Genomic DNA, 17,379 nt, shown 5'->3' on the forward strand with positions numbered 1-17,379 from the left:
AAATGAATTATCATTGTTTTTTTGTAAAACAAAGAATATGTATTTTTCTGTTTTAAATTACTTTCTATTAAGAAAATTACATACTTTATATAAAATTATAAATATTAATAATTTATCGAATTCAATTACTTTTGTATTTTCGAAAAAAAATAAATTAAAAATTATATGGGGATTAGATTCAAAAAATTTAATTTTTACATATGTCAAGATAAATATTAAAAAATATACTAAAGGAAAAGTGACTGTATCTATAAAATTTATGATAGATCTTCTAAATACGTTTTCAAATGAAAAACTTTTTCTAAAGAAAAAAAAAAATACACTTAATATTTATTCCAAGCAGGGAGTTTATGAAGTTCCTACTTGTCGAAACCATAACAATACCTCTCTTTATCCATTAGGGAAATATTCTTCTGTAAGAATTTCTTTATTTTCAAATATTTTTTTAAAAATATTAAATAAAGTTTTATTTAATATTGGAGACGAAAAATTGAAACCTATACTCAATGGAGTATTTTTTCAATTTTTTACCAATGAAGCCAATTTTGTTTCTACAGACACTTATAAACTAGTTAAATATACTATAAAAAATTTTAAAACGAATCAAAATATACAATTTACTGTATCTCGAAAACATCTTTATATAGTTAAGGAAATTCTAAAGAATGAAAAAAAAAATAATATGATTTTTCTCATAATTTTCAATAAGAATATTATTTTTCATTTAAAAAATTATATTTTTTCATGTCAACTAATAAATGAAGAATATCCAGACTATCATTCTATTATTCATCATAATAAATGTCAAGTATCTCTTATTATTAATAAATTGTTATTGTTAAATACTATTAAAAGAATTTCTATTTTTTCTAAAAACAAAAAAAATTTTATTGATTTTCATTTTAATCATAATGAATTAAAAATTTGTGATCAAAATACGATTGATATTCATAATTTGATCTCAAGAATTGACTGTAAAATTGTTTTTAATGACCTGAAAAATATGAAAATAGGTTTTAACTCTCAATTTTTAATTGAAGTTTTATCTTCTTTGAATGAAGATTTTGTTTTTTTTGACCTATATCATAATATGGGAGTTTTAAGACCTTTATATAACAAAAAAAAAGAAGAATCAATTTTTATATTGATTATGTCTACAATAAAAATATGAAAATATCATTGAATTGGCTTAAAAAATATGTATTTCCTCTTAATATAGATGAGAACGAAATTTCCAATATATTGACTGATATTGGATTAACAGTAAAAGGGATCAATAATACGGATAAAGATTTTATTTTAGATATGGAAATAACTCCTAATCGTACAGATGCGATGAGTCATTACGGGATTGCGCGTGATTTATACGCTGTATTGAGATTTCGGGGATATAAAGTCGATTTGTTAAAACCAGGAATCAATGAAAAAATCAATTGTAATAATAAATCTCGTATTCAAATTTTTGTAAAAATACAAGAAAAATGTGTAAGATATTCCGGAATGTTTATTTCAAAAATAAAAATAGAGCCATCTCCATATTGGTTAATTTCTATATTAAAATCTATAGGGATAAAATCTGTAAATAATATAATAGATACAATGCATTTTGTTATGTACGAATTGGGCCAACCTATACATGTTTTTGACATGGATAAAATAGAGGATGGAAAAATTATAATAAAAAATGCGGAAAAAAATACAGATTTTAAATTATCAGATAATATAACAATTAAACTTGATGAAGAAGATTTAGTTATTTATGATACTGTAAAACCATTATCTATAGCTGGAATGATCAATAATATTAAATCTAATATACATATTAGAACTAAAAATATTTTTATTGGAAGCGCTTGTTTTAATCCTAACATTATACGGAATATTAGAAAAAAACATTTTTTAAAAATAGAAACACAACATCTTTTTGAAAAAGATATAGATCCTAATCAGACTATATTCACTCTACAAAGAGCATCTTTTCTTATAAAGAAGATGATAAAAAATCAAATAATATGCTCAGATATAATTGATTTTTATCCTAATCCTATATCTTTTTCAAAAATAAAACTCCGTTATAATAAAATTGTAAATATTATAGGAAGAAAAATATCGAGAAAAAAAATAAAAAAAATTTTGTTTTTGTTAGAAATGATGATTCATTATGAAAATGATAAATATTTATTTATTAGTGTCCCTTCCTATAGAACAGATGTTCAAAGGGAAATAGATGTAATTGAAGAAATATTACGTATTTATGGTATTCATAAAATACCAGTATATAATAAAAAAATCAAAATTACTACATTTCCTAAATTTTTTCATAAAACAGAACATGAAATACAAAAAATATTTTTGGAACAATTAGTTTGTTATGGATTTCAAGAAATTATTTCTTCTACTATAATAAATGAAAAAGAATATTCTTATTTACTTAATTCTTTTTTTAATAGAAAAGAGATTAGGGTTATGAATCCAGTGAATCAAAGTTATAAATTCATGCGTTCTAGCTTATTATTTAACATGATTGATTGTATCAAATACAATTATAATAATAACCGAATTGATTCTGATATAATCAAATTTTTTGAATTAGGGAAAGTATATTTTAAAATAAATAATGAATTTTTAGAAAAAACCTGTCTTGGAATAGTTATTTCACAAAAAGAAAAAACTGAATCTAAAAATTATCTTTTTTTTTATTTAAAAGGAATTATTGAACAAATTTTTCAAAAAAGTGGAATATATAATTATACTCAAATACTTTCCAAACATCCATTATTAGAAAATGGAATTTCTATGTTATACAATCATAAAAATTTAGTAGAAATTGGAAAATATAAAAATAATGTTTTAAAAAAAAATGAAATATTTTATGCAGAAATTGATTGGCAATATTTGATATCTCTTATTCAAGAAAAAAAAATAATTTATGTTCCGTTTTCCAAATATCCTATATCAAGAAGAGATTTATCTTTATTAGTCGATAAAACTTTTTCATTCGAAAAAATAAATCAACTAATTAAAAAAAAAGAAAATAATATAATAAAAAAAATTAAAATATATGATTTATATGAAGGTGTAAATTTTCCTATTTCAAAGAAATCTTATACTGTAAGTTTTTTTTTTGAAAGTCAAAAAAAAACATTGACTGATAAAATTATTAATAATTCAATGAAAAAAATTGAATTATTTTTGAAAAAAAAATTAAAAGCTGAAATAAGAGAAAAATAAAACTATATAAAATCAGATAAGTTTTTTAAAACTTTTTTTAATCCAGTTTCTTGTTCTATAATTTTTGATATTTCTTCTATGTGAATTCTTTTTTGCTCCATATTATCTCTATATCTTATGGTTACTGTATTTGTTTTTAGAGTATTATAATCTACAGTAAAACAAAATGGAGTTCCTATAGCATCTTGTCTTCGATATAATTTTCCAATGGATTCTTTTTCATCGTAAACTAATCTATGATGAACCCTTATGTCATTAAATATTTTTTTGGCAATTTCTGGTAATCCATCTTTTCTAACTAATGGAAATATGGCAGCTTTAATTGGGGATAAATAATAGGGGAGTTTTAATACTATACGTATTTTTCCATTTTTTAATCTTTCTTTTTTTAAGGAAGAAGAAAATATAGCTAAAAAAAGACGATCTAATCCTAAAGACGTTTCTATAACATAAGGAATATAATTCCTATCCAATTCAAAAATTCTTAATTTTTTTTTTGAAAAAAGTTCATGATTTCTTAAATCAAAATCTCTACGAGAATGAATTCCTTCTAATTCTTGAAATCCAAAAGGAAAGTGAAATTCTATATCTGATCCCGCACTCGAATAATGAGATAAATGATCATGATCACATAATTTATAATATTTTTTATCTTCTAAGTTTAATTCTAAATGCCATTTTAATCGGTTTTTTTTCCAATACTCATACCATTTAATTTCTTCTTCGGGAAGAATAAAAAATTGCATTTCCATTTGTTCAAATTCCCGCATCCTAAATATAAATTTTCTTGCAATAATTTCATTTCTAAATGATTTTCCTATTTGTGCAATTCCAAATGGAATTTTCATTCTATTAGATTTTATAATATTCTTAAAATTAGAAAATATACCTTGAGCTGTTTCGGGACGAAGATATAAATCTTTTTCATTTTCATTTTTAATTTTGAACATCATATTGAAATAACGAATTTTTGTCCAATTTTTTCTTTTAAAAACAGGATCAAAAATGCACAATTCATCAATTAAAATTTTTATATCTTCCAAATCTTTTTTTTTCAAAGATTGAGATAAACGAGATAATATTTTTTCTTTTTTTTTAGGATTATTTAGAAAATTTTTTTCTACATATTCTTGAATTAAAATTTCAGGACAATATCTCTTGTTAGAATCTTTATTCTCAATTAATAATTCATTAAATTTATCAACATGACCAGATGCATGCCAAATATTAGAATGCATAAGAATAGAAGAATCTACTCCTACTATATTTTCATGAAGTTGAGTCATTGACTTCCACCAAAATTCTTTTATATTATTTTTTAACTCCACTCCATGTGGACCATAATCATAAATCGCATTTAATCCTCCATAAATTTCGCTGGAAGGAAAAATGAAACCATAAATTTTTGCGTGAGAAATTAAAAAATCAAAAAAATGACTACATTTTTTCATGTTATTGATTCAAGATATAAAGATAAATACTTTTCTAAATCTAATGCGGCCATGCATCCAGTTCCAGCAGAAGTAATAGCTTGACGATAATCAGGATCTTGCACATCTCCTGCAGCAAATACTCCAGGTTTACTAGTTATAGTTTTTCCTTTTTGTACAACAATATATCCTTTTTCATCCAAATCTAATTCATTTTTAAAAATTTCTGTATTAGGAACATGACCTATCGCAATAAATAAGCCACTAATTAAAATATTTTTACTAGTTTCAGTTTTTTGGTTAAAAATTTTAATACCTTCTAAAAAATTATCTCCAATAATTTCTGTAACATTGGAACAAAAGAAAACTTTAATATTTTTTTTCCTTAAAATACGATATTGTAAAATTTTGGATGCTTTAAAATAATTTTTTCTAACTATTAAATATACTTTTTTACAAATTTTTGCTAAATAATTTGCTTCCTCCAAAGCTGTATCTCCACCTCCTACCACAGCTACATTTTTTTCTTTATGAAAAAAACCATCGCAAGTGGCACAAAAAGAAACTCCTAATCCTATAAATTTTTTTTCTTTATTGATTCCCACAAATTTCGGAGTAGAACCTGTAGCAACAATAACCCCTCTACTTTCTATACATTTTTTTCCATCTAAGAAAATACGATGCGTTCCTCCTTTTATATTGGATAAAACAACATGATTAACCGATTGATTAATTATTTTAGTATTAAAACGTTCTGCTTGTTTTTTACAATTATTCATGAGATCGTTCCCATTAACTCCTTCTGGAAACCCAAGATAATTATCAACATCAGTCGTCGTAGTCAATTGTCCTCCAGGTTGAACACCAGTAAAAAGAATAGGATTCATATTAGCTCTTGCCGCATATATAGCTGCAGAATAGCCAGCAGGCCCAGATCCTATAATGACACAATTTTGTGTTTCTTTTTTAAAGAACATAAAAATATTTATTTTTTTATTTTTTTATAAAAAATTATATTCTAAAATATTTTTTATTTTTATCATTTTATTAATCAATTATGCATTATTTAAATTTCTTTATAAAAAGACATTTACGTTTAAAAAAAATGAGAAATAGAACTTATATATTTTGCGTAATCAGAAATAAATTTTATTTCTTGACTCAAGAAGAGGTAATACGTCAATATATAATTTTTTTATTAAAGAAAATAAAAAATTATAAAAACTCCAATATATGGGTGGAATATCCTTTGAAAATAAATAAACTTAATAAACGACTAGATATTCTTGTTCAATTTAATAAAAAGCCACATATACTGATAGAATGTAAAATTCCAAAAATTTCTATTACACAAAAAACTTTTGATCAAATTTCTATATATAATCAAACCATAAAAGCTCCATTTTTAATGGTCAGTAATGGAATAAAAAATTTTATTTTTCAAGTTGATAAATACAAAAAAAAATTTTCATTTTTAAAACATATTCCATAACTAATATAAAAAAATTATAATGACAAAGAATGCATGTAATCAAGAAGATCTAATAATTTATTAGAATAACCAACTTCATTATCGTACCAAGAAACAATTTTCAAAAAATTGGGACTTAACATAATACTAGAATTAGCATCAAAAATAGAAATTCTTTTATCTCCTATAAAATCGGATGAAACAACAGCATCTTCTGTATATCCTAGTATCCCTTTTAATGTAGTTTTGGAAGCATGTTTCATGCATAATTTAATTTTATCAAAACTAGTGCTTTTTTTTAGATTAACCGTAAAATCTAAAACGGAAACATCTGCCACAGGAACTCTAAAAGCCATCCCTGTTAATTTTCCATTCAAACTTGGAATAATTTTTCCCACTGCATTAGCTGCGCCTGTTGATGCCGGTATTATATTAATCAATGAAGATCTTCCTCCTCTCCAATCCCTATCGGAAACAGAGTCAACAACTTTTTGAGTAGCAGTAGAGGCATGTATAGTTGTCATTAATCCCTCAGATATTCCAAAATTATCATTTAAAACTTTAACAATCGGAGATAAACAATTTGTAGTGCAGGAAGCATTAGATACAATATTTTGATCTGTTCTCATATTTTCATGATTTACCCCCATAACAAACATAGGAATATCCTCTTTAGGAGGAGCTGATAAAATCACTTTTTTAGCCCCTGATTTTAAATGAGCATTCGCTAAATCTTTTGTTAAAAAAAGACCGGTAGATTCAACAACATATTCTATATTCAAATTTCCCCAATTTAGTTTTTCCGGATTTTTTTCATTGGTAACCTTGATTCGTTTTTCATTCAATATTAAATAATTATTATTTTCAATACGAATATTTCCTTTAAAACAACCATGAATGGAATCATATTTTAACATATAAGCTAAATATTCTATAGATACTAAATCGTTTATAGATACTACTTGTACATTATTTCTATTTAAAGCAGCTAATAAAACTAGCTTTCCTATTCTTCCAATTCCATTAATTCCTATTTTAATAGACATATTTCAATAATTTTTTTTTTGTTATAAAATTAATTTTTCACTTTTAAAAAAGTCATAAAAGTAGATGATGGAATTTCTACTTTCCCTATTTGACGCATTTTTTTCTTTCCTTTTTTTTGTTTTTCCAAAAGTTTTCTTTTTCTAGAAATATCTCCTCCATAACATTTATCCGTAACATTTTTTCTTAAAGCTTTAATAGTTTCTCTTGCTATAATTTTTCCAGATACAGAAACTTGAATAGGAATACTGAATTGATGTTTTGGAATTAATATAGATAATTCTTGACATATTTTTCTTGCCAAAAAGAAAGCTTTTGTTTTGTGAACTAAAAGAGATAAAGGTTCTACTCTTTCATGATTAATCAATACAGTAATTTTTTTTAAATCCGAATTTCTATAACCAATAAAATTATAATCAAAAGAAGCGTATCCATTAGAAATGGTTTTTAATTTATCATAAAAATCAAATATAATTTCGGATAAAGGCATTTCAAACATAATTTTCACTCTTTTTGAAGTTAAATAATTATGATGACCAATCATAGTCCCTCGTTTTTCAATACATAATGACATTACATTTCCTATGTAAATCTCTTTTGTGAGAATAGTAACTAAAACATATGGTTCTTCTACTTTTTTTAATTTTTCGATTTCTGGAAAATCTGAAGGACTATTAATTAAAACCTTTCGATTATTTTTCATATCTACTCTGTAAGAAACATTAGGAATAGTAAGTATTACTGAAATATCATATTCACGTTCTAAACGATCTTTCACTATTTCCATATGAAGAAAACCTAAAAATCCACAATGAAAACCAAATCCTAATGCTGGAGAAGACTCAGGAGTAAAAGAAAGTGCCGCATCATTTAATTGCAATTTTTCTATAGAAGAACGTAATTCTTCATATTGATTAGAATTAGATGGATAAATACTAGCAAAAACCATAGGTTTAAATTCTTCAAATTTTTGTATTGCTTTTATAGCTGGTTTATCAGCATCTGTTATGGTATCCCCTACTTTTACTTCACTTGTATTCTTTATACCAGAGACAATATATCCGACATCTCCTGTATTGATTTGATTCTTTGAAATACGTTTTAACTTCAAAGTCCCCACTTCATAAGCAGAATAAACTTTTCCTGTGGACATAAATCGTAATTTTTGTCCTTTTCGTATACACCCGTTTTTTATCCTAAATAAAGCTTCAATTCCTCGAAATGGATTGTATAAAGAATCAAAAATAATAGCTTGCAAAGGTGCATTAGGGTCACCTTTGGGAGAAGGAATACGTGTTACTATTTGATTTAAAATATTATCAATTCCTAGTCCATTTTTTGCACTAACAGGAATAATATCTTCTATTTTACATCCTACCAATTCCATGATCTCTTTCATTACGTCTTCTGGAATGGTATCAAACAAATCAATTTTATTTAAAACTGGTATAATGAATAGATTGTTTTTTAATGCTAAAGAAAGATTAGATATTGTTTGTGCTTGTACACTTTTTGTACAATCAACAACGAGTAAAGCTCCTTCGCAAGCGGCAATAGAACGCGATACTTCATATGAAAAATCAACATGACCAGGTGTGTCTATTAGATTAAGAATATATGTTTTATTCTTATATTTATATTCCATTTGAACAGCGTGACTTTTAATAGTAATTCCACGTTCTCTTTCTAAGTCCATATCATCCAATAGCTGATTTCGTTTTTTCTCTGAAACTGTTTTTGTAAATTCTAATAAACGATCAGCTAACGTACTTTTTCCGTGATCTATATGTGCGATAATACAAAAATTACGAATATAATGAATCATAATTGATTGATTAAGTTTAAAATAATAAAATAACCTTGAAGGGGATCGAACCCATACCATAGGAATCGGAATCCTATATTCTGTCCTATTAAACTACAAGGTTATTAAGTTATAAAATAATTAAAAAATTATTAAGTATTATGACGATTGAATCTATTCATTGTTTTATGCAGACCATTTTTTACAAATGAAAATATTATTTTTATCCCTATATCTAATTTTGGAAATAAATACTCTATTTCTTCATTTTTCCAGTTTTCTAATACATAAGAATCTATTTTTTTAGATAAAAAATTTTTATTAATTCCGAAACGAAGACGTGCATAATGAGATGTTCCTATTTCTTTTTCTATATTTTTTAATCCATTATGCCCTCCACTTCCTCCTTTTCCTTTTAGACGAAAATTTCCAAAATTCAAATAAATATCATCAGATATTACAAGAATATTTTTTTTTATAATTTTTTCTTTTATTATCCAATGTTTCACGGCTATACCACTACGATTCATATAAGTAGAAGGTTTTAAAAAAAAAAAGTAATTTATCATCATAACTAAATGATGAGATAAAACCTAGTTTTCTTTTTGAAAAAGAAAAAAAATATTTTTTCGATAGTTGATCTAAAATCATAAATCCTAAATTATGTCTAGTTTTTTTGTATAAATCCCCTGGATTTCCTAATCCAACTATCAAAAATTTTTCTATACTGTTACTCATATGAATTTGATCTTGATCAATGAAGAACTTCATATACGGTTTTTCCTATATTAGCTGGAGATTTAACGATATGTATTCCATTTTTTTCCATTATTTTCATTTTTTCTTGTGCTGTTTCTATTTTCTTTTCAATAATAGCTCCAGCATGTCCCATTGTTCTGCCTTTTGGAGCAGTTTGACCAGCTATAAAACCTATTATCGGTTTTTTATTTTCCAATTTTTTTATCCATTCAGCCGCTTCAATTTCTAATTGGCCTCCTATCTCTCCAATCATAACAATACATTCTGTTTCCGAATCATGTAAAAATAATTTCATGATTTCTTTTACGTTCATTCCGATTATAGAATCTCCACCTATACCAATAGCAGTGGAAATTCCATAACCAAATTTTACTATTTGGTCTGCTGCTTCATAAGTTAGAGTTCCTGATCTAGAAATTATTCCTACGTTTCCTTTTTTTTTAAAGACTGAATTTGGCATTATTCCTACTTTAGATTCTTCTGGAGAAATGATTCCAGGGCAATTTGGTCCTATTAAACGAGATTTTTTTTTTTTCAAAAAATGTTTTACTCGAATCATATCTGAAACAGGAATCCCTTCTGTTATGCATACAATAATTTGTATATTCATATAAACAGATTCTAAAATAGCATCAGAAGCAAAAGCAGAAGGAACAAAAATTACGCTTACATTTCCTCCTGTATTATTGACCGCTTCTTCAATCGTGTTAAAAATAGGAACCCCTAAATATCTTTTTCCCCCTTTACCTGGAGTCACTCCTCCCACTATAGAAGTTCCATAATTTATCATTTGTTCAGTATGAAATAAACCTTCTCGACCAGTTAATCCTTGTACAAGGACTTTAATGTTTTTATCTATCAAAATACTCATAATTTTTAATAAATTTTATGTAAAATAATTTGAATTTTGTTTTTTTACTCTTTCCATATAAGATTTATTTTCTGTATTTATTTTAACAAAATCTCCTGTATCGATAAAAGATGGAACTAATAATTTAGTTCCTGTTTCTAAAACAACTATTTTATTGGTGTTATTAATAGTATCCCCTTTTTTGACATATCCTGTTTGTTCCACTTTTAAAATAATTGTAGAAGGGATTTTTAAAAATAAAAAAATTTTTTCTTTTTCACTTTTTACATGAAAAAAAATAGGTATTTTTATCCCTTCTTTTAAAAATTCTATATTTATGTTTTTGATTGATTTTTTTTCGATTTGTATTTGATCATAAGTCTTATCATTCATAAAATAAAAAATATTTCTTTCTTTATACAAATACCTATATGAATGAGATTCTATTTTTACCTTTTTCAATTTATATTTTGCTGAAAAATTATTTTCTAAAACATAACCTGTTACTAAATTTTTCAATTTAGTTCTGACAAAAGCATATCCTTTCCCTGGTTTTACATGAAGGAAATCAATAATTTTGAATATTTCCTTATTCCATTGTATATATAAACCTTTTCTGATATTCATTTTTTTTTAAAAATTAAAATTTTCAGAATGTTTCATAATTCTTAACTATTTTGGCAACAACTTCTGCTTCTACTACAAGTTTATTATTAACATAACCTTTACCTTGCATATGAACAATTCCTCTTTTCATAGATTCTAACAGATAAACTTGAATAATAATTATATCTCCAGGAACTATTTTGTGTTTAAATTTTACTTTATCTATTTTTAAAAAATAGGTAGAATATAATTCAGGTTGACTTAATTTATTTAACACAAGGATTCCTCCAACTTGCGCTATAGTTTCTATTTGTAAGACTCCGGGCATAATTGGTTCTTTAGGAAAATGTCCTGTGAAAAAAGATTCATTCATTGTTACATTCTTAACCCCTACAATACTATCTTCTGTTAAATCTATAATTTTATCCACTAAGAGAAATGGAGGTTTATGAGGTAAAATTCTCATAATACTTTTTATATCCAAAATAGGTTTCTTTTTTAAATCAAATTCAGGAATCTCATTTTTTTTTAATGTTTGAATTTTATTCATTAACTCCTTTAAAAATTGCATAATAATATAATTATCTGGATTATAAAAAATGAATTTACCTTTTAATTTAGTTTCCATTAAAGTTAGAAAGCCTATAATATCTAAAAGAATATGTTTAGCAATTTCATTAAATTGATCTTGATAAAAAAACGTTTTTTCAAAAAAAGAACACATGGAATTGGAATCCACTTTACCTTTTTTAATTTTTTTTTGAAAAAAAGGATCAATTATTTTATTTTTTTCGCGAAGAACACAAAAAACTTTTGAATTAGCAATTTTTCTAAATTGATACAAATGTTTAAAAATAGCATTTTGCGTATAACCTTTGGAAGAATTAAAATCTATAAAGGTCATGATTTCAAACTTTTTAGCAGGTAAAGCTAAAATTTCTCCCCCTGTTTTGACATTTTCATAAGAAATAATTTTTGTTATTGAATAATATTTTCTTTTTTCGCTCTGTTCTATAATCCCTACTTTTTGAATTGCTTCTACAAAAAATTTAGAAGAACCATCCATAATAGGAATTTCAATATTATCTAATTCTATAATCACATTATCTAAATCCATACCTGTTAGAGCAGCTAAAACATGTTCAATAGTATAAATTTTGAATCCATTTTTTTCCAAAAAAATACCTTTATCTATGTTTTCCTTTATAAAAAAAGAATAATGAGCTTTGATACAAGGTTTTTCTTTTATATCTGTCCTAATAAAAATAAATCCTGTATGAATTGGAGCTGGTTTAAAAGTAACAGTTACTCTTTTTTTAGTATATAAACCAAATCCTTGTAAAGAAATTTTTTCTGCAATAGTTTTTTGCTTCTCAAGCATATAATAAATATATATTAGAACTTAATCCCTGATCTATAAAAACCATATTGAATATAAATTTTACAAAAAAAAACACCATAAAAATAAAAACTTTATGTAATTTAATCCGAATGTATGATTTTTATTATATCATGAGTTTTTCAAAACGTATATTTTTATTTTTTACAGGTTTTATTATTGGTATTTTTATATTATTTTTTTTTTCCTATCAAAAAAGATTACTGAATATAAAAAAGAAAAAAATATCAGAAAAGAAAGACGTAAAATATTTTTATAAAAAAATAAACAAAATAATATGAAAAGAACTTACCAACCTTCAAATAGAAGAAAAGTTAATGTTCACGGATTTATGAAACGAATGAACACAAAAACAGGTCGTATGATTATATCTAGAAGGAGAAAAAAGGGAAGAAAAAAACTATCAGTTTCTAATTTTAGAAAATAATTAAAAAATTTTAAAATTTTCTAAATCCCCAATTTCAGGAAAATTTTTTCCTTTTTCTCCATAAAATTTGTTACCTGTAACGATAAATTCTTCATAGGTAAAAAAATTGGATAAATCTCCTATATCTACTATTTTTGTAAAAATAGTAATATTTCTTTTCATTAAATCGAATTTTTCAAAATTCATAAGCCCTATATCTACTAAAAATTTATTTTTATTTTTATGTATTTGTATTTTTCTATATATTTTATCTAATAAAATATTTTTATTTTCTGGAATGGAAAAATAGGATTTATAATTTTTTTCAAGATATTCTCCTTTATAACCTTTGTAAGAAATAAAATAAATCCCTGCAAGAATAGATAATGCAGTATATTTTCTAATAATTTTTTTTTGAAAATCTTTGGGATAATTTCCAGATTCAATCAATACACAAGGATAACCTAATTTTTGTAACCGATCTCCAGTTGCTGTAGGATACAATTCATCAGAAAATCTTCCTATTGATCCGATATCAGGTAAAATTTTATGGAGTTCTTTTACCATAAAATTTATAATCCCCATAGATTTTTTTCTACTTATAGAATAGATATCTTTTTCCATAGATACAGAAGGAGATAAAAAAGATAAAATAGCGGGATTAAAACTCTTATATCCAACATTATAAATACTTCTCTGATCATGTAAATTAAATAAAATATTAGGTTTATTTTCTTTTATTTCTTGAAATAAAATTTGTATCTCTGGAGACTGTAAACAAATAGCATCTCTATTTAAATCTATATTCACAGCATTTCTTCTCTGAAATATTTCAGATCCATCAGGATTTAACATCGGAATAAATAAAATAGTTAAATTTTTTTTGAAAAATTTAACTAAATCACAATTTTTTTTTCTTAAAAAAAAATAAAAAATGTCAAACATAGACTTTGTTCCAGTTGTTTCATTTCCATGCATTTGAGACCAAATTAATATTTTTATTTTTCCTATTCCCCATTTTATTTTGAAAATTTTTCTTTTTTCTATAGATAATCCTATAGGAACAATAGTACATATGTCTTTATACTTATTCATAACTTTCAATAAGTCAGAATATCTGAAAATTTTTGTACTACCAACACTACTATCTTTAAAAGATTCATAATTTTGAAATAGAGATATAATATCGAAAAACAACATAATGATTTTAATTTTTTTAAAAAAAATTCTGCTATTTATGATTATGATTAATAACAAAATTGTTGTTATCTTTCAAAAAGATAAAAATAAACTTTTACTAAATTATAAAGATTTTCATAATGTGAAATGAAGAATGCTGTATAAGTATAAGCAATAACAAAATAAAATACGAATTTTTAACATTTATTATGAGGAATTATTTTAAAATAAATTATATCGAATCGATTTTATTAATAGTAGGATTTACTGCTTTAAATTTTTTCAATGTAATTCTTAGAAAATTATTGATTTCTATTAATTTACCTGAAAGCATGATATTTTCAATATCATATACACTTCCTTTCATTTTTTTATTTATTTTCATATCTCATCAAGCTCAAAAAAAAAATCTTATTATCGATTTATCCATGAAGTTATCTCCATGGTATATTTATTTTATTATTTTTTGTATGATGTTTTCTATGATCATTATTAATGAATATATTTCTTCTCTAGTTCCAAGAGAAGGACCAATATTAGGAAACATGTATAAAGAAATTGAAGAATTTCTAAAGGAAGAAATTAAAAATCCAATTCCTTTTTTTTCCACGACAGTATTACTCGCTCCTATATGTGAAGAAGTTCTTTTTAGAGGGATTATTTTAAATGGAATGTTAAAAAATAAGACCCATCCTATTAAAGCTATTTTATTTTCTTCTTTTTTATTTGGATTAACTCATATGAATCCATGGCAATTTGTAGGAGGAATCATCATTGGAAGTTTTATAGGTTTCATTTATTTCATAACTTCTTCTATTATAGACTGTATATTATTACATATTTTTAATAATGCTTTCGCTATATTCACTATGTTTTTTTTTATGAGAAATGAAAATCCTTTTTTCTCAAAAGAGGTAAATATGAATGTTGGATTAATCTTAATAATAGCTTTCATGATAACAATTATTGGTAGTATTTTTCTTTTAAAAAGAAGAAAAAAAGTATAAAATTTTCTTTATTTTATAAATAAATACTGACTATACTCTATATTATACAACTATACACATGAATTAGAAAATATATTAAAAAAACTTTTCATGATGAAAAAGTCTTCGTTAACTATTTTGGGATGTCATTCTTCCATCCCTACAAAACAGTTTCATCCCACTGCTCAAATATTGGAAATGAAAGGGTTTTCCTTTCTTATTGATTGTGGAGAGGGAACACAAGTTCAATTAAGAAAGGCAAAAATAAAATTGAATAGAATAATACACATATTCATATCTCATTTACATGGAGACCATTTTTTCGGATTGATTGGATTGTTATCTACTTTTCATTTATTAGGTCGAGAAAAATCAGTAAGTATTTATGCTCCAAAAGGATTAAAAGAGATCATAGATGTTCATTTTAAATGGTCTTATACCAGACTTAAGTATCCTATAGATCATATAGAATTATCATCCCAAAAATTGGAAAAAATCATGGAAAATGAAAAAATAGAAATTTTTTCTATACCATTAAAACATAGAATTTATGCAAACGGATTTCTTTTTAGAGAAAAACCTAGTAGTAGAAAATTAAATATAGAAGAAATTAAAAAAATACCCGATATTAAAATAGTAGACTACAAAAATTTAAAATTAGGAAAAGATTTTAAAACAAGTGATGGAAGAATTATTTCTAACAATAAATTAACATTTGATCCTCCCAAAATATTATCTTACGCTTTTTGTTCAGATACTTCCTTTTACGTGCCTGTAATTGAACATATTAAAAATGTAGATTTATTATATCATGAATCTACATTTTTAAAAATAGAAGAAAAAAGAGCGATAAATACAGGACATTCTACAGCAAATCAGGCGGCATATATAGCTAAAAAAGCTAAAGTTAAAAAACTATTGTTGGGACACTATTCAAATAGATTCCCTAATATTAAAGAATTTGAAAAAGAAGCAAAAGAAATATTTTTTAATGTAGAAGCATCTGAAGCTCTAAAAACATATTATTTATAATTGTAAATTATGTGATTAATTCTTCTTAAAGAATAAAAAGATATAATTGATCCTATTATTAAAATAATACATACAACTATAGAAGAATCTTCTATTGTAATTTTAACAGGAAAAGGGATTCTTTTTGAGATTTTAAATATTTTATATTTTTCTTGTATTAATGAAATAATATAAGATAAAAATACCCCACTTAAACAACCAAAAATAGTGATCATAAATCCTACATAGAAAAATATCATCTTAATTTTATACAAAGAAAATCCCATACTCCATAATGTAAAAAGCTCTTTCAACTTATCTAATTGTAAAATTACAATAGCACTAAATAAATTAAATCCAGTGATTAGTGTCATTAATATGAACAAAAAATAAATAAATATTTTTTCTGTATTCAAAACTTTATAAAAAATTTTTTCTCTTTCTGCACGTGTTATTACATTAAATTTTGGTCCCAATTTTTTTATTAAAATGTTTTTCATATTATTGACGTTGGCTTTATCATGAATCTTTATTTCTAATGCATGAAAAAATTTTTTGTTCGTTATATGTTGAAGTTCAGATAAATCACAAAAAAAATATTTTTTATCCATTTTAGGGATAAAATGAAAAATTCCTTTTATAGAAATTTTTTTTTTCAAAAAAAATGAATCTAAAGGATTTTTTTTGTAATCCAAAATAAATATTTGGAAAGGCAGATTTATTACATGATATAGTATTGGAAAGTATGAAACCATGGAAGACCATCCTACATATATATTCAAATGATCAAATCTATTATTTTTCAAATTTATCCTTTTAAATTTTTTCATTACTTTTTCATATTCCGTATCTACCCCTTTTAAAAGAATAAAATATTCATGATGATTATAATAAAAAAAAACTTTTTTTTCCATAGTCTTAGAAAGAGTTATAATTCCTTGTATAGATTTTATTTTTTTTATTACATTATCATCAAGAAAAAAATCTTCTTCATTTGAATGTAAAACAGTAATATCAGGATAATAAGTTTGATAAAATTTTTTATTTAAATTTTCTAATCCAGAAAAAACAAATAAAATTGTAGATAAAGAAAATGTAGATACACTAATAGATAAAATTGATAAAAAAACAATAATATTAACAAGATTCGTTTTTTTTTTATAAAAAAAATAACGTATAGATATATAAAAAGAAGTACTCAAA

The 17,379-nt window shown here is 24.1% G+C and carries 17 protein-coding genes and 1 tRNA gene; 6 read left to right on the plus strand and 12 right to left on the minus strand.

What is annotated here, in order from left to right; translation table 11 throughout:
• Nucleotides 1-37 precede the first annotated feature (37 nt).
• Together H0H73_RS02920 and pheT are read left to right on the plus strand one after the other, a co-directional pair.
• Nucleotides 38-1,171, plus strand: coding sequence for a DNA polymerase III subunit beta (locus tag H0H73_RS02920; RefSeq protein ID WP_185852122.1), 1,134 nt, complete (start codon nucleotides 38-40; stop codon nucleotides 1,169-1,171).
• Nucleotides 1,168-3,231, plus strand: a complete 2,064-nt coding sequence (pheT, locus tag H0H73_RS02925; RefSeq protein WP_185852123.1) for a phenylalanine--tRNA ligase subunit beta — start codon at nucleotides 1,168-1,170, stop codon at nucleotides 3,229-3,231. The genes H0H73_RS02920 and pheT overlap by 4 nt, the downstream gene beginning before the upstream one ends.
• A 2-nt stretch (nucleotides 3,232-3,233) precedes the next feature.
• Here pheT and H0H73_RS02930 read toward each other — a convergent pair whose 3' ends face one another.
• Together H0H73_RS02930 and trxB are read right to left on the minus strand one after the other, a co-directional pair.
• A complete protein-coding gene (locus tag H0H73_RS02930) occupies nucleotides 3,234-4,682 on the minus strand; it encodes a glycine--tRNA ligase (RefSeq protein WP_185852124.1) in 1,449 nt (482 codons plus the stop codon).
• Complete coding sequence (gene trxB / locus H0H73_RS02935; protein ID WP_185852125.1) at nucleotides 4,679-5,638, minus strand: thioredoxin-disulfide reductase; 960 nt, start codon at nucleotides 5,636-5,638, stop codon at nucleotides 4,679-4,681. Before trxB ends, H0H73_RS02930 begins: the two co-directional genes overlap by 4 nt.
• Before the next feature lie 80 nt (nucleotides 5,639-5,718).
• Here trxB and H0H73_RS02940 point away from each other — a divergent pair, with 80 nt between their 5' ends.
• A complete protein-coding gene (locus H0H73_RS02940; protein ID WP_185852126.1) occupies nucleotides 5,719-6,153 on the plus strand; it encodes a type I restriction enzyme HsdR N-terminal domain-containing protein in 435 nt (144 codons plus the stop codon).
• Between the two features lie 14 nt (nucleotides 6,154-6,167).
• Here the strand turns inward: H0H73_RS02940 and gap are convergent, their stop codons facing one another.
• The 8 genes from gap to H0H73_RS02975 form a co-directional block, all read right to left on the minus strand.
• Nucleotides 6,168-7,178 carry a type I glyceraldehyde-3-phosphate dehydrogenase gene (gene gap / locus H0H73_RS02945; protein WP_185852127.1) on the minus strand — a complete coding sequence of 337 codons (1,011 nt, stop codon included), beginning with the start codon at nucleotides 7,176-7,178 and terminating at the stop codon, nucleotides 6,168-6,170.
• 29 nt (nucleotides 7,179-7,207) lie between these two features.
• Nucleotides 7,208-8,998 carry a translation elongation factor 4 gene (gene lepA, locus H0H73_RS02950; RefSeq protein WP_185852513.1) on the minus strand — a complete coding sequence of 597 codons (1,791 nt, stop codon included), beginning with the start codon at nucleotides 8,996-8,998 and terminating at the stop codon, nucleotides 7,208-7,210.
• A gap of 33 nt (nucleotides 8,999-9,031) precedes the next feature.
• A tRNA-Arg gene (locus H0H73_RS02955) sits at nucleotides 9,032-9,104 on the minus strand.
• A 28-nt stretch (nucleotides 9,105-9,132) separates the two neighbouring features.
• Nucleotides 9,133-9,510, minus strand: a complete 378-nt coding sequence (locus tag H0H73_RS03105; RefSeq protein ID WP_262887122.1) for an aminoacyl-tRNA hydrolase — start codon at nucleotides 9,508-9,510, stop codon at nucleotides 9,133-9,135.
• Nucleotides 9,500-9,751 carry an aminoacyl-tRNA hydrolase family protein gene (locus tag H0H73_RS03110; RefSeq protein ID WP_262887123.1) on the minus strand — a complete coding sequence of 84 codons (252 nt, stop codon included), beginning with the start codon at nucleotides 9,749-9,751 and terminating at the stop codon, nucleotides 9,500-9,502. The genes H0H73_RS03105 and H0H73_RS03110 overlap by 11 nt, the downstream gene beginning before the upstream one ends.
• Nucleotides 9,735-10,610: a succinate--CoA ligase subunit alpha gene (gene sucD / locus H0H73_RS02965; RefSeq protein ID WP_185852128.1), complete on the minus strand. Its 876-nt coding sequence runs from the start codon at nucleotides 10,608-10,610 to the stop codon at nucleotides 9,735-9,737. The genes H0H73_RS03110 and sucD overlap by 17 nt, the downstream gene beginning before the upstream one ends.
• Nucleotides 10,611-10,625: 15 nt before the next feature.
• Nucleotides 10,626-11,216, minus strand: coding sequence for an elongation factor P (locus H0H73_RS02970; protein ID WP_185852129.1), 591 nt, complete (start codon nucleotides 11,214-11,216; stop codon nucleotides 10,626-10,628).
• A 22-nt stretch (nucleotides 11,217-11,238) separates the two neighbouring features.
• Nucleotides 11,239-12,576: a bifunctional UDP-3-O-[3-hydroxymyristoyl] N-acetylglucosamine deacetylase/3-hydroxyacyl-ACP dehydratase gene (locus H0H73_RS02975; protein WP_185852130.1), complete on the minus strand. Its 1,338-nt coding sequence runs from the start codon at nucleotides 12,574-12,576 to the stop codon at nucleotides 11,239-11,241.
• 295 nt (nucleotides 12,577-12,871) lie between these two features.
• Between H0H73_RS02975 and rpmH the strand changes: the two genes are divergently transcribed.
• A complete protein-coding gene (gene rpmH / locus H0H73_RS02980; RefSeq protein ID WP_185852131.1) occupies nucleotides 12,872-13,021 on the plus strand; it encodes a 50S ribosomal protein L34 in 150 nt (49 codons plus the stop codon).
• Here the strand turns inward: rpmH and H0H73_RS02985 are convergent, their stop codons facing one another.
• Nucleotides 13,022-14,200 carry a M14 family zinc carboxypeptidase gene (locus H0H73_RS02985; protein ID WP_185852132.1) on the minus strand — a complete coding sequence of 393 codons (1,179 nt, stop codon included), beginning with the start codon at nucleotides 14,198-14,200 and terminating at the stop codon, nucleotides 13,022-13,024.
• A 188-nt stretch (nucleotides 14,201-14,388) separates the two neighbouring features.
• Here H0H73_RS02985 and H0H73_RS02990 point away from each other — a divergent pair, with 188 nt between their 5' ends.
• Nucleotides 14,389-15,186, plus strand: coding sequence for a type II CAAX endopeptidase family protein (locus tag H0H73_RS02990; RefSeq protein ID WP_185852133.1), 798 nt, complete (start codon nucleotides 14,389-14,391; stop codon nucleotides 15,184-15,186).
• Between the two features lie 93 nt (nucleotides 15,187-15,279).
• Nucleotides 15,280-16,197 (plus strand): ribonuclease Z, encoded by a 918-nt coding sequence (locus H0H73_RS02995; RefSeq protein WP_185852514.1) that lies wholly within the window; start codon nucleotides 15,280-15,282, stop codon nucleotides 16,195-16,197.
• Here H0H73_RS02995 and H0H73_RS03000 read toward each other — a convergent pair.
• The gene (locus H0H73_RS03000) at nucleotides 16,188-17,378 is read right to left on the minus strand and encodes an ABC transporter permease (protein ID WP_185852134.1); all 1,191 of its coding nucleotides are present in this window, start codon (nucleotides 17,376-17,378) and stop codon (nucleotides 16,188-16,190) included. The genes H0H73_RS02995 and H0H73_RS03000 overlap by 10 nt on opposite strands.
• Between the last annotated feature and the right edge of the window lies 1 nt (nucleotide 17,379).

The sequence above is a fragment of the Blattabacterium cuenoti genome (genome assembly GCF_014251335.1).
Classification (GTDB): Bacteria; Bacteroidota; Bacteroidia; order Flavobacteriales; family Blattabacteriaceae; genus Blattabacterium; species Blattabacterium cuenoti_G.